Origin of the sequence: Pseudomonas sp. CM27 (assembly GCF_013179515.1) — a bacterium.
In the GTDB taxonomy this organism is placed as follows: Bacteria; Pseudomonadota; Gammaproteobacteria; order Pseudomonadales; family Pseudomonadaceae; genus Aquipseudomonas.
Genome location: NZ_JABMCN010000086.1, coordinates 1 through 21016, shown reverse-complemented (window position 1 = coordinate 21016; position 21016 = coordinate 1). Strand labels below are relative to the sequence as shown.

Sequence of the window (21016 nt, the reverse complement as noted above, 5' to 3'; positions counted from 1 at the left end):
CGCGTGCCCGCGACGCGGTACCTCAGGTGAAAATAGACGACTTCAACCAGCAGGTGGGCTGGATCACCCAGGTGCTGGGCTGACTCACTGCTGCGAGCAGTTGCCCATCTCGCGGTAGTCGATTTCGCGCTTCTGGCCCTGATGGTCGACATACACCATGTGAGCGGTGCCAACCTGGCAATCGGCGGCGTTGCTGGCAGGGGTGATGGAGATGACCTTCGCCACATCCAGCGGCATGCCGTATTCGTAACTGCTGCTGACCGGCTGGTTTTTGCCCGTGTCGGCGAAGGCACCGAACGAGGCCAGGGCAGCGGCGACTGCAAGCACAGCGATCGAACGTTTCATGGCAAGCTCCTTTTTCAATGTATGACTAATGATGTATTCAAAGGTCTCACACAATAAATGGGCCAAGCCGTGATAGATTCCTGCCTTTAACGTAAGAATAAGACCAACAAGGAGCACCCCTTTCATGGACATGCTGCATGCCATGCGTACCTTCGCCCGTGTGGTTGAATGTGGCAGCTTCGCTGCGGCCGCCAATGCCCTGGACATTTCCGCCGCGCAGGTTTCGCGCATCGTCGCCGAACTGGAAAACCAGCTGCAGACCCGCCTGCTGCACCGCACCACCCGGCGCCTGCGCATGAGCGAGGCAGGCGAGCGCTTTCTTGAGCGGGCGCGGCAGATCATGCTGCTGACCGAGGAAGCGGTGGGTGAAGCCCGTGGCGCGCACCTCACGCCACGTGGGCGCCTGCGGCTGCATTGCCCGCACGGGCTGGGCCTGCTGCTGATGCCGCTGGTGGCCGGTTACAATGCGCTGTGCCCGGAGGTGGTGATCGAATTGACCCTGTCCCAACGCAACCCCGACCCGTTGGCCGAGGGGCATGACGTGGTGATCACGGTTGACGGGGCGCTGCCGGACTCGCAGCTGATCGCCGTGCCGCTGGGCAACATCTTCAGCATCCCTTGCGCGGCCCCCGCGTACCTGGAGGCCCATGGCGTACCGGAGCGCCCCGAAGACTTGCACAGCCATCGCTGCCTGCGCATGGCCTACCCGATGTACGAGGGCGACTGGGTGTTCCCGCAAGGGGTTGACCAGTGTGTGATTGCGCCGAACGACAGTTTTTCCACCAACGTCGCCGACGCCATGCTGGTGGCCAGCGAACTGGGCATGGGCATTGGCTTGCTGCCGTTCTATACCGCCAGCCAGTCGATCGGGGAGGGGCGCCTGTGCCGGCTGCTGGCGCCGTACCGCCTGCGTGAGAGTGCGCTGTACGCGATGTACCCGTCACGGCATTACCTGGATGCCAAGGTACGGACCTGGATCGACTATCTGAAGGAACAGCTGCCGGCGTTGTTCGAGGGGCATGCGAAGGTGGTGGATGATTCTCGCTATTGGCGTTGAGCACCAACCCCCAGGGTTGCGCCGGCCTGTGTAGGAGCGGCCTTGTGTCGCGAAAGGGCTGCGCAGCAGCCCCAGGATTTCGGCGCAGATGCACAAATTTCCGGGGCTGCTTCGCAGCCCTTTCGCGACACAAGGCCGCTCCTACAGGGACGGCGCAAGTCTTTCAGAGCGGGTAGTGCTTCAGCTCTCGCGCAATCAGCATCCGCTGGATCTCGCTCGACCCTTCATAGATCTGCGTAATCCGCGCATCGCGGTAATAGCGCTCTACCGGGTAGTCCTCCAGGTAGCCATAGCCGCCATGCACCTGGATCGCCATCGAGCACACCCGTTCGGCCATTTCCGAGGCAAACAGCTTGGCCTGTGAGGCTTCCGACAGGCACGGCTTGCCGGCGCTGCGCAGGCGTGCGGCATGCAGGATCAGCAAGCGCGCGGCATTCACCTGCACCTGCATATCGGCCAGCAGGTTGGCGATGCTCTGGTGTTCGTTGATCGGCTTGCCGAACTGCACACGATCACGCGAGTACACCAGCGCCGCCTCGAATGCAGCGCGGGCAATACCCAGTGCCTGGGCAGCAATGCCGATGCGGCCGCCTTCAAGGTTGGACAGGGCGATGGCCAGGCCTTTGCCACGCTCACCGAGGATATTGGCAGCCGGGATGCGGCAGTTGTCGAAGGTGACCGCGCAGGTGTCGGAGGCGCGGATGCCCATCTTGTGCTCGCTGCGGTCAACCTTGAAACCCGGGTTGTCGGTAGGCACCAGGAACGCCGACAGGCCCTTTTTGCCCAGCTCCGGGTCGGTCACGGCAAACACGATGGCCAGCCCTGCGCGGCGGGCGTTGCTGACGAACTGCTTGGCGCCGTTTATCACCCACTGGCCATCCACCAGCTCGGCGCGGGTACGCAGGTTGTGCGCCTCGGACCCGGCCTGTGGCTCGGTCAGGCAGAAGCAGCCGATCACCTCGCCCGTAGCCAGGCGTGGCAGCCACTGCTGTTGCTGTTCGGCTGTACCGTAGGCCAGCAGCGGGCCGCAGCCCACCGAGTTGTGGATGCTCATCATCGCCCCGGTGGCGCCGCAGCCGGCGGCGATTTCTTCCACGGCCAGCGCGTAGGCGACATAGTCGGTGTAGCTGCCGCCGAAGTCTTCCGGTACCACCATGCCCAGCAGGCCCAGTTCGCCCATCTTGCGCACCACGCCATCATCGATCCAGCCGGCCTTTTCCCAGGCCTGGGCATACGGGGCGATCTCGCCACGGGCAAAGTCCCGGGCCATGTCGCGGATCATGATCTGTTCTTCGCTCAGTTCCAGGTCTTGCATCTGTGTACTCCCGGGCTCACAGGCCTTCGAAGAATTGGTCGACCCGCTGGCGTTGCAGCGCGGCCAGGGTCGGCGGGTTCCAGCGCGGTTGTTTGTCCTTGTCGATGATCAACGCACGTACGCCTTCGATGATATCGCCGTGCCGGAACCACTGGCGGTCCAGGTGCAGCTCCATGGCAAAGCAGTCTTCCAGGTTCAGGTGGCGGCCACGGCGCAACATCTCCAGGGTAACCGCCATGGCCAGGGGCGAGCGGATTTCCAGCTGGTCGGCGGTGGCCAGGGCCCATTGGTGGCTGTCGTCGACGCTGACTGCGCGCAGTTGCTCGACGATGGCGGGCATGTCGGGCAGGGCGAAGAAGTGGTCGATGACCGTGCGCAGCTTTTCCAGCGGCGCATCGCCGAGCACCTGGGTGCCGAGCGTGGCCAGCAGGTTCTGCAGGTCCTTGAGCGGCTGGTCGCTGAACTGCAACTGGTCCAGCCCTTGGTCGAGGGCCGCCAGCTGGTCGCTGGCCAGGTACCAGTCGGCCAGGCCGCAGTACAGTGCGTCGGCCGCCTGGATCTGGTTGCCGCTCACGCCCAGGTAGATGCCCAGTTCACCGGGAATGCGCGACAGGAAATAGCTGCCGCCGACGTCGGGGAAGTAGCCGATCCCAACTTCGGGCATGCCCAGGCGGCTGCGCTCGGTGACCACGCGCAGGTCGCAGCCCTGGGCCAGGCCCATGCCGCCACCCAAAGTAAAGCCGTCCATCAGCACCAGCACCGGTTTGCGGTAGTGGTGGATGAGCAGGTCGAGGGCGTATTCCTCGACGAAAAAGTCTTGGTGCAGCGTGTCGTCGGCTTTGAAGCTGTCGTACAGCGAGCGGATATCGCCACCTGCACAGAACCCTTTGGGGCCCTCGCCACGCAGTACCACAGCGTGTACTTGCGGGTCTTCCGCCCAGCGGTCCAGCTGTTGGCGCAGGCTGCGTACCATGTCCAGGGTCAGGGCATTGAGGCCGGCGGGGCGGTTCAGGGTCAGGTGGCCGACCTGATTGCGGACTTCGGCCAGCACGTGGTCGGTCGGAGTAATAGCGTGCGCAGTCATTGCGTTCTCCCTGCTTTGTTATTGATTTTCCAAGTGAAGTCTGGAGTTCGCTGGAGGATCTGCGGATCCTTGCATGCGAATTTGCCTTGCACAATCGACAAATCTGCAGGGCGAACCTGCATTTCTGCCATGGCTGGGGATGTTGCCACTCTAACAAGGTTTCAGGGCGATAGGGCCAGCCGCACCCATGCATCCCTTTGTTCATTAACCTGACCGTAACGATCTGCCACCGAGCTTGATTGATCCCCCAACCCCCCAGGCCTAAGTTGACCCCACGACAGCGAACCCGTGGAGTCACCATGACAACAACACAGAATCCACCGCCGCAATGGTCGCGACGGCGTGCCGAAAAGCAGCGCCGCCTCGACCGGGTCCGCCACCTCGCCGACGGCGTGGTGCTGCCCACCGAGCGTATCGTCGAAGCCCTGGAGCTGTTGCTCGCCCCCGGCGACCGGGTGGTGCTCGAAGGCAACAACCAGAAGCAGGCCGACTTCCTTTCGCGCTCGCTGGCCAAGGCCGACCCTGCGCGCCTGCACGACCTGCACATGATCATGCCCAGCGTCAGCCGTGCCGAGCACCTGGACCTGTTCGAACGCGGCATTGCGCGCAAGCTCGATTTCTCCTTCGCCGGCCCGCAAAGCCTGCGCATCGGCCAGCTGCTGGAGGATGGCCTGCTCGAAGTCGGCGCCATTCACACCTACATAGAGCTGTACTCGCGGCTGCTGGTCGACCTGATCCCCAACGTGACCCTGGTGGCAGGCTTCATGGCTGATCGCGACGGCAACCTGTACACCGGCCCCAGCACAGAGGACACCCCGGCACTGGTGGAGCCAGCCGCCTTCAGCGACGGCATCGTCATCGCCCAGGTCAACCAGTTGGTGGACCGTGTAGACGACCTGCCACGGGTTGATATCCCGGCCTCCTGGGTCGATTTCGTGGTGGTCGCCGACCAGCCCTTCTATATAGAACCGCTGTTCACCCGCGACCCGCGCCATATCAAGCCGGTGCATGTGCTGATGGCGATGATGGCCATACGCGGTATCTACGAAAGGCACCAGGTGCAGTCGCTCAACCACGGCATTGGCTTCAACACCGCAGCCATCGAGCTGATCCTGCCCACCTATGGCGAGTCGCTGGGCCTGAAGGGCAAGATCTGCCGCAACTGGACACTCAACCCGCACCCCACACTGATCCCGGCCATCGAGACCGGTTGGGTGCAGAGCGTGCACTGCTTCGGTACCGAGCTGGGCATGGAGGACTACATCGCCCAGCGCCCCGACGTGTTCTTCACTGGCCGCGATGGTTCGCTGCGCTCCAACCGCATGATGTGCCAGCTGGCCGGGCAATACGCCGTCGACCTGTTCATTGGCGCCACCCTGCAGGTGGACGGCGATGGCCATTCCTCGACCGTGACCCGCGGCCGCCTGGCCGGTTTCGGCGGCGCGCCGAACATGGGCCACGACCCCCGTGGCCGGCGCCATGCCACCCCGGCCTGGCTCGACATGACCGTGCCGGACACTCTGCTCGAACGCGGCCGCAAGCTGGTGGTGCAGATGGTCGAGACCTACCAGGAAGGCGGCAAGCCCACCTTTGTGGAAACCCTCGATGCCGTGGAAGTAGCCAAGAAGGCCGGCATGCCGCTGGCACCGGTGATGATCTACGGCGACGACGTCACCCACCTGTTGACCGAGGAGGGCATCGCCTACCTGTACAAGGCCCGCAGCCTGGAAGAGCGCCAGCAGATGATCGCCGCCGTCGCCGGGGTTACTGCGATAGGCCTGCGGCATGACCCGAAGGATACCCAGCGCATGCGCCAGCAGGGCCTGATTGCCTTGCCCGAAGACCTCGGCATCCGCCGCACCGACGCCAGCCGCGAGCTGCTGGCCGCGCGCAGCATCGCCGACTTGGTCGATTGGTCTGGCGGCCTCTACAACCCGCCTGCGCGGTTCAGGAGCTGGTAATGAAAGCACTCGACTTGCAACCGCATGGGCCTCTTCGCGGGCACACCGGCTCCCACATGTTCATCTCTTCACTTCAATCCGGCACCGTCCCTGTGGGAGCGGGTTTACCCGCGAAGAGGCCGGCCCAGGCAATCGAAATTCCCTTGGCCGACCACTTGGCCGACCTGGCGGTTGAGGCCCTGATCGACGAAGCCGACCTGTCACCCAAACCCGGCCTGGTAGACCGCCGCAGCAACGGCGCCCATACCGATATGACCCTGGCCCTGATGCACGCCTCGGCCCTGGCCCTGTGGCCCTGCCTGCGCAACATGGCTGAAGCCGCCCAAACCATCGGCACGATCAGCCAACCGCTACGTGCCTCTCTGGGCAAGCTCGGCCGCGATGGCGAAGCCGCGATGCTGGCCGCCACCCACGGCGTCAACACCCATCGCGGCGCGATCTGGGCCCTGGGCCTGCTGGTAGCCGCCAAGGCCCTCGACCCCGATGCCGACGCCAGCACCCTGGCCGCCCGCGCCGGGCGCATCGCCCTGCTCGACGACCCGGCCATGCCGCCACAGCAAAGCCACGGCCTGCAGGTGCGCCAGCGCTACGGCACCAGCGGCGCTCGCGAACAGGCACAGCAAGGCTTCCCCGCCGTCATCCGCCACGGGCTGCCGCAACTGCAGCGCAGCCGCGCCGCCGGCGCCAGCGAGCCTCACGCCCGTCTTGACGCGCTGCTGGCAATCATGGCGGTGCTCAGCGACACCTGCGTGCTCTGGCGCAGCGGCCCGGCCGGGCTGGCAGCCGTCCAGCAAGGCGCGCTGGCAGTTCTGGGCGCAGGCGGCAGCGCCACGCTGGCCGGGCGCCGGCAGCTGCGCGAACTCGACCAGCAACTGCTGCACCTGAACGCCTCACCGGGCGGCGCTGCCGATCTGCTCGCCGCCTGCCTGTTCCTCGACAAAGCCGGGAGCCTGTGACATGGAAACCCTGAACTTTCAATTCCCCGCTGCGCAACCTGGGCGTGGCCGCACGCTGGTGGGCTGCGTCAGCTCCGGGGACCTCGAAGTGCTGATCGAACCCGGCACCGCCGGCAGCCTGCAGATCCAGGTGATGACTTCGGTAAACGGCAGCGCTGCGCGCTGGCAGCAACTGTTCCAGCGCTTGTTCGAGGACCGCGCCTGGCCGGCGGTGAATATCGATATCCACGATTTTGGCGCCACCCCCGGCGTGGTGCGCCTGCGCCTGGAGCAAGGCTTCGAGGAGATTGCCCATGACTGATACCGAACGTTTGCTGCACAGCCGCAGCTTTGTCGAGCTAGGTGCCCGGCAACGGGCCCGCGCACTGCTCGACGCGGGCAGCTTCCGCGAACTGCTGGGCCCTTTCGACCGGCTGATGTCGCCGTGGTTGCCGCGCCAGGGCATCGTGCCGCAGGCCGACGATGGCGTGATCATTGCCAAGGGCCTGCTGAACGGGCGCAACGCGGTGGTCGCCGCCATTGAAGGCGGCTTTCAGGGTGGCAGCATGGGCGAGGTGGGCGGTGCCAAGATTGCCGGTGCGCTGGAACTGGCCATCGAAGACAACCGCAACGGCGTCCCTACCTGTGCGGTGCTGCTGCTGGAGACCGGCGGGGTGCGTCTGCAGGAAGCCAACCTGGGCCTGGCGGCGATTGCCGAGATCCAGGCAGCCATCGTCGAACTGCGTAACTGGCAGCCGGTGATCGGCCTGATCGCAGGTTCGGTCGGCTGCTTCGGCGGCATGTCCATTGCTGCGGGCCTGTGCAGCCATCTGCTGGTTACCCGCGAAGCGCGCCTGGGCCTCAACGGCCCGCAGGTGATCGAGCAGGAGGCGGGCATCGGCGAGTACGACGCCAAGGACCGCCCCTTCATCTGGAGCCTGAGCGGTGGCGAGCAGCGCCATGCCAGCGGGTTGGTGGATGGGTACGTGGCGGATGATATCCAGGCGGTGCGCGAACAGTTGTTGCAGTTACTTGACGCACCTTCCAGCGACCGCGCCAGCCAGTACGCCTGGTTCCTCGAACGCCTGGCCGGGCTGGGCGATAACTGCCCGCAACTGGATGCCGCGACCGTACGTCAACTTTACCAAGGAGAAGCCCGATGAACCGTGCACTGAACTGGCTGCCGGGCCTTGCCGGCGGGCAAGCCTTGCCGGGCTATCCCGCGTCGTTGCGGGTTATCGAGGGTGAGCTCGACAACCGCCCGGCGCGCTTCATCGCCGTGGTGCCCGATGCAGCAAACCCGTTCCCCCGCGCGCGCTCGGGCGAGGTCGGCGTGCTGGAAGGCTGGGGCCTGGCCAAAGCCGTGAGCGAGGCGGTAGAGGCGGACCGAAACGGCCAGAAGCGTGCCATCGTTGCGGTCATCGATGTGCCCAGCCAGGCCTATGGTCGTCGCGAAGAGGCGCTGGGCATCCATCAGGCGCTGGCCGGTGCAGTGCAGGCATACGCTCGGGCGCGGTTGGCCGGGCATCCGGTGATCGGCCTGCTGGTCGGCAAGGCCATGTCCGGTGCCTTCCTGGCCCACGGCTACCAGGCCCAGCGCCTGATTGCCCTGGACGATGCCGGGGTGATGGTACATGCCATGGGCAAGGCGGCAGCGGCGCGCATTACCTTGCGCAGCGTCGAGCAACTGGAGGCCCTGGCGGCCGAGGTACCGCCCATGGCGTACGACCTGGCCAGCTACGCGTCGCTGGGCTTGCTGTGGCGCCGCCTGACGGTGGAGAACGCTGAGGCGCCGAGCAGCGCCGATATCACTCAGGTGCGCGCCTGCCTGGCCGAAGCGGTGCGCGACATCGGCAGCTCGACCGACCTGTCGTCGCGGCTGGCCGGTGAAAACCGTAGCGCCTCGCGGCAAGTGCGCGAACAGCTGCGCCGCCAGTGGCAGGGGGCGTGAAATGAACACACCACGGCCGCACGACCTGCTTTGGGGTATGCCTGTGTCGGCGCTGCCCGATGATGCACCGCAGTGGGCCCAGGATGTGCTGGCCAGCGCTCAGCCGGTAGTGGTGCGTCGTGCCAGCTGTGGGATCGGCTGGGTGGCGGTGGGGTTGCGTGGCCAGGGTAGGGTGCAGCGCTTGGGCGCCCTGATGCGGCTGGCCGACATCCAGCGCCAGCTAGGCCCGGAAACGCTCCGCTGGCAGGTGGCAAGCCCGTGGCCTGCGTTGCGTGCTCTGGCTTCGGTCGCACCGGTACTGGAAACCACTGGGCTGGCCTGGGGGCCGACCGGTGGGGCCGGGTATCAGATCGCCACGGGCAGTGAGGTGCTGCACGCCGACAGTGACCTGGACCTGGTGTTGCGCACGCCACAGCCTCTGGCCCGCGAGCAGGCGCGGGACTTGCTGGATATTCTCGACTGCGCGCCTTGTCGTATCGACGTGCAACTGGAGACCCCGGCCGGGGCCATCGCCTTGCGTGAGTGGGCCGGGTTTTCCCGGCGCGTGCTGCTCAAGTCGGCAAGTGGTCCGCTGCTGGTCAGCGACCCATGGGCAGCACTGGAGCATGCCGCATGAGCAGCCTGTTCGCGTTCCCCGGCCAGGGCGCCCAGCAAGCGGGCATGCTGCAGCACCTGCCTGAGGGCGCCGGGCAACTGCTGGAGGAGGCCAGCGACACCCTCGCTCAGCCCGCGCTGGCGCTGGACAGTCAGCCCGCGCTGCAATCTACCCGTGCCGTGCAGCTGTGCCTGCTGCTGAGCGGCGTGGCCTGGGCGCGCTGGCTGATGCAACGCAGCCCTGCGCCGGATTACGTGGCGGGGTTGTCGATTGGTGCCTACCCGGCAGCGGTTGTCGCCGGCGCACTGGGTTTCGCCGATGCGGTCCGGCTGGTTGCCCTGCGCGGGGAGCTGATGCAGCGCGCCTACCCGCAAGGTTACGGCATGACCGCACTCAGCGGCCTGGACCTGGCCAGTGTCGAGCATCTGCTGGGCGAGGTGGGTGGCGAGGTGTATGTGGCCAACCTCAACAGTGAAAACCAGATTGTCATTGCCGGTAGCGATACGGCGATGGCGGCGGTCGCGGCCCTGGCGCGCAGCCTGGGCCGGGGCGTGGCTCGCCGGCTGGCGGTGAGCGTGCCGTCGCATTGCCCGCTGCTGGACGGCCCGGCAGCGGAGTTGGCCAATGCGTTCGCCACGGTCGAACTGCAACGGCCCCGTATCACTTACCTCAGTGGCAGCAGCGCGCGGCCGGTTTTCGACCCGCAGCGCCTGCGCGATGACCTGGCCGGCAACATGGCGCGGCTGGTCGACTGGCGTGCCATGGTGCGCAACGCCTATGAACGCGGCGTGCGTCTGCACCTGGAAATGCCGCCTGGCAGCGTGCTCAGCGGGTTGGCACGGTCGGTGTTCGAACAGGGCAGGGTGGTGGCGGTGGACGGTACCCGTTGGGACACCCTGGATGCGCTGCTGCGCCAGGAGGTGGCCGACCGGCGATGATGGCTGGTATCGCGATGGATGGCACGGGCTGCGCCCGTGTTCGCGGGTAAACCCTGCTCCCACATGCAGTGCACATGCCTTGAATGCTGTGAAATTACTGTGGGAGCGGCGGTGCGGCGATCCGATTTACCCGCGAAGAAGCCAACGCGGTGCCTGCAGGTTTACTGAAGGCGAAGAACAACAACAAGCAACTTCGACACTACCTGAGGGTAACAATAATGATCATCTATGGTGTGGCACTGCTGGCGGTCTGCACACTTGCCGGCGTCATCGTCGGCGACTTCCTGGGCGTGCTGCTGGGCGTCAAATCCAACGTCGGCGGGGTCGGCATCGCCATGATCCTGCTGATTTGCGCACGGCTGTACATGCACCGCAACGGCGGCATGAGCAAGGAATGCGAATTCGGCGTGGGCTTCTGGGGCGCCATGTACATCCCGGTGGTGGTGGCCATGGCTGCCCAGCAGAACGTGGTCACCGCCTTGCATGGCGGGCCGGTGGCGCTGCTGGCCGCCATTGGGGCGGTGCTGGTGTGCGGTGCGACCATCGCGCTGATCAGCCGCAGCCATCGCGGCGAGCCCTTGCCTGCCCTTGAACCCACCCCCGAAGCCAATGTGCAGGCTGCCCCTGCAGGAGGTCGTTGAACATGTGGCCACTTATTGACAATGCCCTGGAACACAACGGCCTGATCACTGCTTTTGCGGTGGTGGGCGCCATCATGTGGCTTTCGGTTCTGATGTCGAAATACCTGACCTTCGGCCGTGTGCACGGCTCGGCCATCGCCATTGTCATCGGCCTGGTGCTGGCCTGGGTCGGCGGTACTCTGACCGGTGGCCAGAAAGGCCTGGCCGACATGGCGCTGTTCTCCGGTATCGGTTTGATGGGCGGGGCCATGCTGCGTGACTTTGCCATCGTCGCCACGGCCTTCGAAGTACAGGCCACCGAGGCGCGCAAGGCCGGGATGATCGGTGCGCTGGCGCTGCTGCTGGGCACCGTGCTGCCATTCATTGTCGGCGCGGCGGTGGCCTATGCCTTCGGCTATCGCGATGCGGTGAGCATGACCACCATTGGCGCGGGTGCGGTGACTTACATCGTCGGGCCCGTGACCGGGGCTGCGCTGGGTGCGAGCTCGGACGTGATGGCCTTGTCGATTGCCACCGGGCTGATCAAGGCGATTCTGGTGATGGTGTTTACCCCTGTGTCTGCGCGGTTACTGGCGCTGGACAACCCGCGGTCGGCGATGGTGTTCGGCGGGCTGGCGGGGACCGTATCGGGGGTGACGGCCGGGTTGGCGGCGACGGATCGGCGGCTGGTGCCGTATGGGGCGTTGACGGCTACCTTCCATACCGGGTTGGGTTGCCTGATGGGGCCGTCGATACTGTACTTCTGTGTGCGGGGGTTGGTGGGTTGAGGCGAGCGCAGGCCGTGTGCGAGCTGTGATGAGTCGCGCAGGGTCTGAAATAGGTCATAACCTTGAGGTGAGCAGGATTGCGATAACAAAGCGCAGGAATCACAGCCTGTTATTTATGCCAGTTCAAGCATTGCTCCGGCTGTGAAAGACTTGGCCGATCAGCAGGTGTGGCTCGTGCGCTTTCTAAGAGGTTCGCTGACATGACAGTCCGTATGAACGCTTTTTATCAAGGCGGGCTAATATCCGCGATTGTTGACCCACAAGGTACATGGAGAAGGTTAGGGTGGTCCGGCAAGACACCGCTGTCCGAATATCGTGGCGAGCGAAATGGGCTTGTTAGTCTCATGGTAGCTTCAGACCATGCAGGTTCGGTCTTGTCAAGTGGCGTTGCGCGTTCACCACGCAGTATCAGCTATAGTCCTTATGGATTCAGTCACTCGGGAGGGAAGGACCAGCCATCGCTGAAATTCAACGCAGCGTACATTGAACCCATGGGTTTGTATTTGTTAGGCAACGGCGTGCGAGCTTATAGTCCTCAGCTGATGCGCTTTTGCTCTGCTGATGCACTAAGCCCCTTTCATCGGGGCGGGTTGAACGCATATGCGTACTGCCTTGGGGATCCGGTGAATCGTAATGATCCATCAGGCAGGACGGCCAAGCTCATAAAATGGTTTGGGCGGAAGTTTGCATTCATCGCTCCGAAGTACACAAAGGCCAAAAGTCAGATCATGCAGAAAGCCAATGATCAAACTGGGGTCATTGCAGGGCTGGCAACGGACTTCTTAGGCCTAAAGCTTGCCAAGCGCGATGCGATACAGGATACAAGCTTGACGAATATAGACAGGCAGAAATTTGGTGAGCAAGGAAATGCGATAAATGCTGCAGAGTGGCAGGTGGAAGTGCGGCACTCCGAGCTACTGGAGGGGGACTTGCAAATCCTGCAGATGATTGATTCCGTGCCTCATAAATATCAGGATGCTGCAGTGCTTGAATTGAAGAATTCGATAAAGGTTTTTCACGAAAATCTTGATCTCGATAATTTTCAGACTGCATTTCTTATACGTCACGAGAACGATTTGCTACGGCGGCGATGAAACGACGTCAGTGAAACAATGCGCTTTGGGCGCGTTTTTGGCTTCTGTGTGCGCGGACTAGTAGGTTAAGGCCTTTGCATCACAGCCACATCACCGGGGCCGCTCTGCGGCCCACCGCCGGCAAGCCAGCTCCCACAGGGTTAGCACTGACCTGAAGACTTGTGCAGGATCGCACTGCTCTGAGGCTTTATACAGAGCCTGTGGGAGCTGGCTTGCCGGCGATGAGGCCGGTCGGCGCTACATCAATGCCAGGTGATATTCCCGGTCCGTCAGTCGTGCAGCAGCTCTGTGAGCCTTGGTCATCTGCCCATGATGCACCGCACTTGGGCTCATCAGTGATCCTGCTGTTCATTCCATCGGCAGGTGAAAACATCCTCTGCCAAACACCCCACAAGCCACCCCCAATTCGGGGAAAACCGCTGGGGCATCCTCCCCAATCCGTTTCGATTGCCTGCGCAACCCTCTGAAAACCCTGGCAATTAGCACCTGGCACACACCTTGCTCCAGCTCCTCGCAGAGTTCCTGTGTCCCGGAGGTGCAGCATGTCGACGCCGCTAAAAGGCCCCGTCCTGTCATCACTTGTACTGGCCTTGCTTGGCTGGGAAACGACCAGCGAGGCGGCTGTGCAGTGCCAGCGCACCCTGGTCGCCAATGTGGTGGCGCTGGACCAGCCGCTGATGTTCAACCGCCTTGGTGCGCAAAACGCCAATGGCATGATGTTCGCCCTGCGCGAAGATGTGGTGGACGACAAGAACGTCCCCTTGGGCAAGGGTGGCGCGGCGGTGCCGGGGAAGGTGACCCTGCGCCCGGACAAGCGGCCACGGCCGATCGTGCTGCGGGTGGCGGCCGGTGACTGCCTCACCGTCAATCTGACCAACCTGCTGGCCTATCAGGCCAACCCCAACAAGCATGGTATCGACCCCGAAGAAACCGAGGGCGAGGGGGAAGAGGAGGAAGGGCCGGAAAACGAAGTCGACAACGAAGGCGGTGAGCACTTCGTGGCTGACGAACAAGTGACCGACCGCCATGTCGGCTTCCAGGTCAACGGCATGCAAGCCGTCAACAGCATCGCTGACATCGCTGCCAACACCGGCCGCAACGGCAACTTCCTGGTATCCCCGGGCAACACCCGCAGCTATACCCTCTACGCCGAACGTGAAGGCGCCTTCGCTGCAACCAGCCAGGGCGCTACCTTTGGTGGGCAGGGTGGTGCCGGTAACGTTGCCAATGGCCTGTTCGGCCAGGTGGTGGTGGTGCCAAAAGGCGGCCGCACCTACCGCAACACGCTGACCGAGGAAGAAATGCGCCTGGCCACCACCGGGCGCACGGCCACCGGCCAACCTGTGATCGACTACCAGGCGCGTTACCCGCAGGCCGAACCCTGGGTCAGCGAAGGCAAGGCCGGCAAGCCGATCATTGCCATGGTCGATGGCAATGAAATCCTCAACAGCGAGACCGATGCCATCGTCATGGGCCCCAACCCCGATGGCAGCTTCCCGCGCTCTACCTACCCGCTGGAAAGCATCAACAAGCGCAACCCGGCACTGCCCAACCGCTTGGAAGCCTTCCGTGATTTTGCCTCTCAGTTCGCGGATGAAGTGGCTGCCACACAGGCATTCCCAGGCTACTGGGCTGACCCGGTGATGGGCCATGTGCTGGAGCCTACGCGCGACTCGTTCATGATCAACTACGGCTCTGGCGGCATGGGCGCCGAGGTGGTGGCCAACCGCCTCGGTGTAGGGCCGATGCATGATTGTCTGTCGTGCGCCTACGAAGAGTTCTTCCTCAGTGCGCATACCGTGGGCGACATCGGCACGCTGGTCGACGTACCGGCCAACGTCGGCCTGGAAAATATTCGCCCTGGCGAAATACCACCGGCCAGCGCCGTCGGGGTCAAGGCTGGCATGGCGCTGTACCCGGCCGAGCCCGCCAACGTCCATCACAGCTACATTGGTGACTTCACCAAGTTCCGCAATACCCACAACGGCCACGAGCAGCACATCTTCCATTTGCATGGGCACCAGTGGCTGTTCAACCCCAACGATGACAACTCCGACTACATCGATGCCCAAGGCATCGGGCCGGGCATCGGCTACACCTATGAAATCGCCAACGGCGGCTCGGGTAACCGCAACCGCGTGGCGGGTGATGCCATCTACCACTGCCATTTCTACCCGCATTTCGCCCAGGGCATGTGGGCGATGTGGCGGGTACACGATGTGTTCGAGGAAGGCACTCGCCTGGAGGTAAGCGGGCAGGGCCAGAACGGCTTCCACACCGCGCCGTTTGCACTGCGCAGTGGCAAGCCAGCGGTGGGGGCAAGGGCGCTGCCGGACGGCGAAATCGTCGCCGGTACGCCAATCCCCGCTATTGTGCCGCTGCCCGGCAAGGCCATGGCGCCGATGCCTGGCAAGGTGGTGGTGGTGCCCAAGCTCTCCGAGGAACTGGTCGCAGCCCATGGCGACGACGATGATGACGAAGGCGAACACGAAGGTGATGACGACCACGCCAGCGAAGCGCCCGTGCGCAAAGCCATCGGCTCGCTGGCCCTGGTCGACCGCAGCGACGCCAACCGCAATGCCGATGGCAGCCTGAAAAACCCTGGCTATCCGTTCTGGATCGGTGGCATGGAAAGCAGCGTCGGCAACCGTCCGCCAACCCCGCCGCTGGACATGCTCGACCCGGCGCTGGCAGAACAGTTGAAAAACACCGGCAAGGCGCTGTGGGCCAACCTCGACCCGAACCAGGTCGATGGCTGGGACGGCGGGCTGGGCCGGCATGCGCTGGACGGCGTATCGGCAGGCGGCGAAGCCCAGACCACTACCACCAAGCTGGACTTCTCCAAGGTGGTGTACAAAGCCAAGCCGATCTACATGCCTGAAGAAGGTACTGACGTAGAGCAGGCTGCCATGCAGTTCCACGCCAAGACCGAGCACGCCAGCTATGCATTGATACCCGGCAGCCAGCCGGTGGCCAAGGCGTTCCGTACCAACGGTGCGCTGCCAACGGCCGGTGCGCCTTTCTATGAGCCGTGCATGGACGACCGTGGCAAGCGCCTGACCCAGTCCTCGGGCACCGGCGAATTCGCCAGTGGTGAAAGCCTGACGGGCATGAGCTTCCGTGGCGCGTCCACCTTCACCGCCGACCGCCCACGCATCTACAAAGGCGCCAACATCCAGTTCGACGCGGTGTACAACAAGGTCGGCTACCACTTCCCGCAGGCGCGCATCCTGGCGCTGTGGGAAGACGCCTGGCCGATCATCACCAAACAGCGCCCACCAGAGCCGCTGGTGATGCGCATGAACACCTTCGACTGCACCATGTACACCCACACCAACCTGATCCCGTCGGTCTATGAAATGGACGACTATCAGGTGCGTACGCCAACCGACGTGATCGGCCAGCATATCCACCTGCCCAAGTGGGACCTGACGGCTGCCGACGGTTCGGCCAACGGCTGGAACTACGAAGACGGCATCCTCTCGCCCGGCAGCGTGGTCGAGCGGGTGCAAGCCATCCGTGCCTACAACAGCTGCACCGAAGGCGACAGCCGCGATGGCACCGCCGCCTGCCCGAAAGCCAAACAGCACCCGTACTTCGGCCGCTTCGGCCGGGCCGACTGGCTGGGTGCGCGCACGGCCATGCAGCGCTGGTTCGCCGACCCCCTGATCAACGTGCACAACGTCGACCGGGGCCTGGGCACCATCTTCACCCACGACCACCTCGGCCCATCGACCCACCAGCAGCTTGGCTTGTACGCCACCGTGCTGGCCGAGCCGGCCGGTTCCACCTGGTTCCACGCCGAAACCGGCGAGAAGCTCTACAACCCGGCCACGCGCCAGGATGGCGGGCCGACCTCGTGGCAGGCGGTGGTACAGACCGGCGACCATGATGGCGATGGCAAGAACGACAGCTACCGCGAGTTCTTCCTCGAATACAGCGACTTCCAGCATGCCTACGAGGCTGGCGTGTACGTGGGTGCCGGCCCCGATGGCGTGCCCAACGGCCAGGCGTACCCGCCTACCGCCGACAGCTTCCGCTACGCCATCAACCCGCCCGTGCGGCAGAAGGCGTCCAACCTGCTGGAATCGGTGGTCGAGTCGCGCGGCGGTCTGAGCCCAGGCTGCCCAAGCCGGCCGTGCCCGCAGGCCATCTCGGTGGATGACCCAGGCATGTTCGTCGTCAACTACCGCAACGAGCCGCTGGCCCTGCGGGTGTTCGACCCGAACAAGGTCGGCCCCGACGGCAAGCGCGGCATGCAGGCAGACGGCCTGGCCGGCGACCTCAGCTACGCCTTGCAGAGCCGTACCGACCGGGCGATCCCGGCCATGAACCTGGCCCCCTCGGCGATCACCTCGGCGGTCGGCCCTACCGGCGGGACCACGCTGTTCCCACCGCACATCAACAAGGCCGGCAGCGAGCCGGGCGACCCGTTCACGCCCATGCTGCGTACCTACTCCGGCGATAACGTGCGCCTGCGGCTGCACGCCGGTGGCCATGAAGAGGAGCACAACGTCACCCTGCACGGTGTGAAGTGGCTGCAGAACGGCTCGGGCTTCGGCAACAGCTCGAACTCGGGCTGGAAAGCCTCGCAGATGATCGGGATTTCCGAGCAGATGGGCTTCATGGCGCCGGTGTCGATGATCTCCAGTTCTGCGGCCACCAACGGCGATTACCTGTACGCGATGGACGCCGCCCTGGAAGGCTACTGGAACGGTATCTGGGGGGTGATGCGCAACTACACAGCGCAGCGCCCGGATCTGTTCCCGCTGCCGAACAACCCGCAACCGGTGGCCATGCGCAACACCGTGAACTTTGACGGCATCTGCCCGAAAACCACGGCCAACCCCAACGGCATCGGCTCGCGGACCACGGTCAAGCGCAGCTACGAGATCGTCGCCGCGCTGGCCAACGACATCCTCGAGAACCGCAACGCTGTCAGCATCAACGACCCGGCCGGTGTCGGCCAGCACGTCGGCGGCCCGCTCAAGGCCAATGGCGGCACCCTGGTGTTCAACAGCCGCAAGACCAGCATCCCGCAGGTGACGGTGGTCGACGAGGAAGACGGCACCACCTTCACCGTAGGCGGCCACAGCGCGCCGCTGCACGACCCGACCGCCGTGCTGTATGTGCGCAAGGCCGACCTGGACCCGGTCAGCGGCAAGCTCAAGGCGGGGGTACCGGTAGAGCCGCTGGTGCTGCGCGCCAACGCCGGTGACTGCATCAGCATTACCCTGGAAAACCGCCTGCCACAGGTGATGCCAGACCTGCCCAGCACCGCGGTGATGCAGAACGTGGTCAAGCGTGACCGCTTCGACAGCGAAGGCTCCACAGCCTTCAACAACAACCTGATGCGGCCGTCCAGCCACGTCGGCCTGCATGCGCAGTTGCTGGCCTACGACATCACCAAGTCGGACGGTGCCAACGTCGGCGCCAACCCGGTGCAGACCGTGCCACCACGGGCGGGCAACAGTGGCGCCTACCCAAGCCGGGTGTACCAGTATTACGCCGGTCACCTGGAGCGTGAAGGCAAACCAACCCTGCAACTGGGCCGCACGGTGGACATCATCAACACCACGGCGATCGAGTTCGGCGGCCTGAACCTGACCCCGTCGGACTTCATCAAGCAGCCACAAAAGGGCCTGGTAGGGGGCATGAGCATCTTGCCGCAGACCGCGACCTGGACCGAAGACGCCGCCAGCCGCGCGCAGGCCACGGTCAAGGTCACTGGCCAGCCCGACTATCGCGACCTGGTCACGGTGTGGCAGCGCTCGATGAACATGCGCTGGGCCGATGGCCGGCCGGTCGAGGGCATCGCCACCGAAGGCAACGGCGTGCCGGGGGATCCGAAGGACAACGGCAACATGGCCATGAACTACAAGACCGAGCCGCTGTGGCTGCGCTTCGGCCTGGCGCCAGATGCCCCGTTCGGCCATGCCGATGGCTTCGGCCTGGCAGACGTACCCAACGCCCACATGGCCTACAGCAATGCCCTGGTTGGCGGCGACCCGCAAACCCCGGTGCTGTACGCCAAGCCTGGCCAGCCGGTACGCAGCCATGTGCTGATGCCCAGCGGTGGCAGCCGCGGTATCACCTACCAGCTGGACGGGCACCTGTGGCCACTGCACAACTACCAGGCGGAGAAGAACGATACCGACGGCTACCCGACCAACCTGCCCGGCATCGGCTCGGTGCGCTTCGGCTACAACCCGATGGCCATGTACATCGGCGCGCAGGAAAGCGTACTCCCGGCGGCGCACTTCAGCTTCATGCTGCCGAGCGCTGGCGGGGCCAACGCGGTGCCAGGCGATTACCTGTTCCGCGACTACGCCGCCTACGGCAACCTCTCGGGGCTGTGGGGGATCTTGCGGGTGACCAATGAAGCGCCGCCGGCAACGGCCCAGGCGCAGTGACGGAAGGGAGCGCGAGCATGAACAAGAAGACTCGCCCCGCTTACTTGGGGGTAGTATTGGGGGTAGCGTTGATCGGCCTGGGCGTGGCGTATGAAAAGCTCTGGTGCGACCCACGTGAGCTGTTGCAGGAACCTGCCGACCCGCAAGCCCTGCACCGGCTCAGCCGGGACGGCGTGACCGTGGAGTTCGAGGCCCGGCCACTGGCTGGCGGCGAGCTGCAGGAGGGCAGCTTCGCCAGCATCCGCTTCAAGGTCAGCGACCAGACCAGCGGCCAACCGCTGTCGGGGATGGCCCCCGGGGCGTGGATCGACCCGGCGCAATCAGCCCCGCTGGGCGAACGCGACCAGAGCTGCAAAGCCCGTGTGGCGCTGTTTCTGAAAAGCAGCATCGGCGCCCGGCCGCTGCTCGACCTGAACAGCTACTTCCTGTTGATGCTGAACAAGGATGCCAGCCTGACGGTGATCGACCCGACGGTATCGGTGGGGGGCGTGACCAGCACCATGGCACGCATCGAACTGCCCGGGTCACCCATGGACTGGGTGGCCACCAGCGATGACAAGCAGGTGTTCGTGTCCATCCCCGAGCGCGGCAAAGTGTCGGTGATCGACACCGAAACCTTCACCCGGGTCGCCGACCTGGACGCCGGTGACCAGCCATTGCGCGTGGCCTTGCAGCCGGACCAGCACCGGCTGTGGGTGGGCAACAACAGCAGCGACCCGGCCAAGGGCGGGGTAACGGTAATCGATGTGCCGGGGCGTACCACCCTGAAAAGCTTCAACACCGGCACCGGGCACCACGAAATCGCCTTCAGCAGCGACTCGCGCTACGCCTATGTCAGCAACCGCGACAGTGGCACCCTGAGCATCATCGACATCCCGGAAATGCGCCTGGCGAAGACCATCAAGGTCGGCCCGCACCCGCTGTCGGTCAGCTACTCGGCCTTGTCCCAGGCCGTGTACGTGGTCGACGGGGAGGAAGGCAGCGTGCGGGTGTTCGACGCCCGCAGCCACCAGCTGCGCCACACGGTCAAGGCCGAGCAGGGCCTGGGCCCGATGCGCTTCAGCAGCGATGGCCGCTACGGCATCGTGCTCAATACCCTGGAGAACCAGGCCCTGGTGATCGATGCCAGTACCGACAAGCTGATCCACCATATCCCGGTAGCGGCCGAACCGTACCAGCTGACCTTCACCAAGGGCTATGCCTACGTGCGCGGCCTGGCCTCGCCGAAGGTGAGCATGATCAACATATCCAGCCTGGGTGAAGGGCGCTCGCCCATCGTGCAGGGCTTCGAGGCCGGCCCGGCAGCGCCGCGCCAGGCTGGCGACCTGCCGCTGGCGCAAGGGCTGTCGGTATCGCGTGACGACAATTCGGTGTTCGTGGTGAACCCGGTAGACAACACCACCTACTTTTACGCCGAGGGCATGAACGCCCCGATGTCCGGCTACAACAACCGCGGCCACCAGGCCCGCGCCGCCATCGTCGTCGACCGCAGCCTGCGCGAGGTGGCGCCGGGTGTGTATGGCTCGACGGTGAAGATGCCGGCGGCCGGCAAGTTCGACGTGGCCTTCCTGCTCAACCAGCCGCAGATCATCCACTGCTTCAGCACTTATGTGGCGGCTGCGCCCAACGCCGGCAAGCGCAAGGGCGCGCATGCCGAGTTCATCGGCCTTGACCGGCCGTTGCCGCAGCACAGCAACTTTACCGCCAGGGTGCGCATCGTCGGCGACGACGGCCAGCCACGCCTGGGGCTGAACGACCTGAGCCTGCGCTACTTCCTGGCGCCCACCTCGATGCCACGCAACCTGCAGCTGCAGGAAGTGGGCGAGGGCATCTACCAGGCGGCGCTGACCCTGCCCGAAGCCGGCGCCTGGTACCTGCACGTGCAGTCGCCGTCGCTGGGGCGCAAGTTTGCCGAAGACA

General features: G+C 64.6%; 16 protein-coding genes and 1 pseudogene. 14 read left to right on the top strand and 3 right to left on the bottom strand.

Features of this window, described 5'->3' with window-relative positions:
* Positions 1-83: pseudogene (locus tag HP547_RS29675) on the top strand (tRNA (adenine-N(1))-methyltransferase); the annotation flags it as partial.
* A 1-nt stretch (position 84) separates the two neighbouring features.
* Here the strand turns inward: HP547_RS29675 and HP547_RS13020 are convergent.
* The gene (locus HP547_RS13020; RefSeq protein ID WP_172231204.1) at positions 85-345 is read right to left on the bottom strand and encodes a DUF2790 domain-containing protein; all 261 of its coding nucleotides are present in this window, start codon (positions 343-345) and stop codon (positions 85-87) included.
* Between the two features lie 124 nt (positions 346-469).
* Between HP547_RS13020 and HP547_RS13015 the strand changes: the two genes are divergently transcribed.
* Positions 470-1402: a LysR family transcriptional regulator gene (locus tag HP547_RS13015; protein WP_172286495.1), complete on the top strand. Its 933-nt coding sequence runs from the start codon at positions 470-472 to the stop codon at positions 1400-1402.
* 163 nt (positions 1403-1565) lie between these two features.
* Here HP547_RS13015 and HP547_RS13010 read toward each other — a convergent pair whose 3' ends face one another.
* Positions 1566-2717 carry an acyl-CoA dehydrogenase family protein gene (locus HP547_RS13010; RefSeq protein ID WP_172286494.1) on the bottom strand — a complete coding sequence of 384 codons (1152 nt, stop codon included), beginning with the start codon at positions 2715-2717 and terminating at the stop codon, positions 1566-1568.
* A gap of 16 nt (positions 2718-2733) precedes the next feature.
* A complete protein-coding gene (locus HP547_RS13005; RefSeq protein ID WP_172286493.1) occupies positions 2734-3801 on the bottom strand; it encodes an enoyl-CoA hydratase/isomerase family protein in 1068 nt (355 codons plus the stop codon).
* Positions 3802-4100: 299 nt separating this feature from the next.
* Between HP547_RS13005 and mdcA the strand changes: the two genes are divergently transcribed.
* From mdcA to HP547_RS12945, 12 genes are all read left to right on the top strand, one after another.
* The gene (mdcA, locus tag HP547_RS13000; RefSeq protein WP_172286492.1) at positions 4101-5762 is read left to right on the top strand and encodes a malonate decarboxylase subunit alpha; all 1662 of its coding nucleotides are present in this window, start codon (positions 4101-4103) and stop codon (positions 5760-5762) included.
* Between the two features lie 56 nt (positions 5763-5818).
* A complete protein-coding gene (locus HP547_RS12995; RefSeq protein ID WP_172286497.1) occupies positions 5819-6718 on the top strand; it encodes a triphosphoribosyl-dephospho-CoA synthase in 900 nt (299 codons plus the stop codon).
* A 1-nt stretch (position 6719) separates the two neighbouring features.
* Positions 6720-7019: a malonate decarboxylase subunit delta gene (locus HP547_RS12990; RefSeq protein WP_172229763.1), complete on the top strand. Its 300-nt coding sequence runs from the start codon at positions 6720-6722 to the stop codon at positions 7017-7019.
* Positions 7012-7860, top strand: a complete 849-nt coding sequence (locus tag HP547_RS12985) for a biotin-independent malonate decarboxylase subunit beta (protein WP_172229766.1) — start codon at positions 7012-7014, stop codon at positions 7858-7860. Before HP547_RS12990 ends, HP547_RS12985 begins: the two co-directional genes overlap by 8 nt.
* The gene (mdcE, locus tag HP547_RS12980) at positions 7857-8648 is read left to right on the top strand and encodes a biotin-independent malonate decarboxylase subunit gamma (protein ID WP_172229769.1); all 792 of its coding nucleotides are present in this window, start codon (positions 7857-7859) and stop codon (positions 8646-8648) included. Before HP547_RS12985 ends, mdcE begins: the two co-directional genes overlap by 4 nt.
* A 1-nt stretch (position 8649) precedes the next feature.
* Positions 8650-9264: a malonate decarboxylase holo-ACP synthase gene (locus tag HP547_RS12975; RefSeq protein WP_172286491.1), complete on the top strand. Its 615-nt coding sequence runs from the start codon at positions 8650-8652 to the stop codon at positions 9262-9264.
* Positions 9261-10181 (top strand): malonate decarboxylase subunit epsilon, encoded by a 921-nt coding sequence (mdcH, locus tag HP547_RS12970; protein WP_172286490.1) that lies wholly within the window; start codon positions 9261-9263, stop codon positions 10179-10181. The genes HP547_RS12975 and mdcH overlap by 4 nt, the downstream gene beginning before the upstream one ends.
* Positions 10182-10399: 218 nt before the next feature.
* Positions 10400-10822 (top strand): malonate transporter subunit MadL, encoded by a 423-nt coding sequence (madL, locus tag HP547_RS12965; protein ID WP_172229778.1) that lies wholly within the window; start codon positions 10400-10402, stop codon positions 10820-10822.
* 2 nt (positions 10823-10824) lie between these two features.
* On the top strand, positions 10825-11589 hold the full coding sequence (gene madM / locus HP547_RS12960; RefSeq protein ID WP_172229781.1) for a malonate transporter subunit MadM: 765 nt from the start codon (positions 10825-10827) through the stop codon (positions 11587-11589).
* A gap of 200 nt (positions 11590-11789) precedes the next feature.
* A complete protein-coding gene (locus tag HP547_RS12955) occupies positions 11790-12683 on the top strand; it encodes an RHS repeat-associated core domain-containing protein (RefSeq protein WP_218583482.1) in 894 nt (297 codons plus the stop codon).
* A 542-nt stretch (positions 12684-13225) separates the two neighbouring features.
* The gene (gene mnxG / locus HP547_RS12950) at positions 13226-19096 is read left to right on the top strand and encodes a manganese-oxidizing multicopper oxidase MnxG (protein WP_172286489.1); all 5871 of its coding nucleotides are present in this window, start codon (positions 13226-13228) and stop codon (positions 19094-19096) included.
* 17 nt (positions 19097-19113) lie between these two features.
* Positions 19114-21016: cytochrome D1 domain-containing protein (locus HP547_RS12945; RefSeq protein WP_172286488.1), on the top strand; the 1903-nt coding region annotated here is incomplete at its 3' end.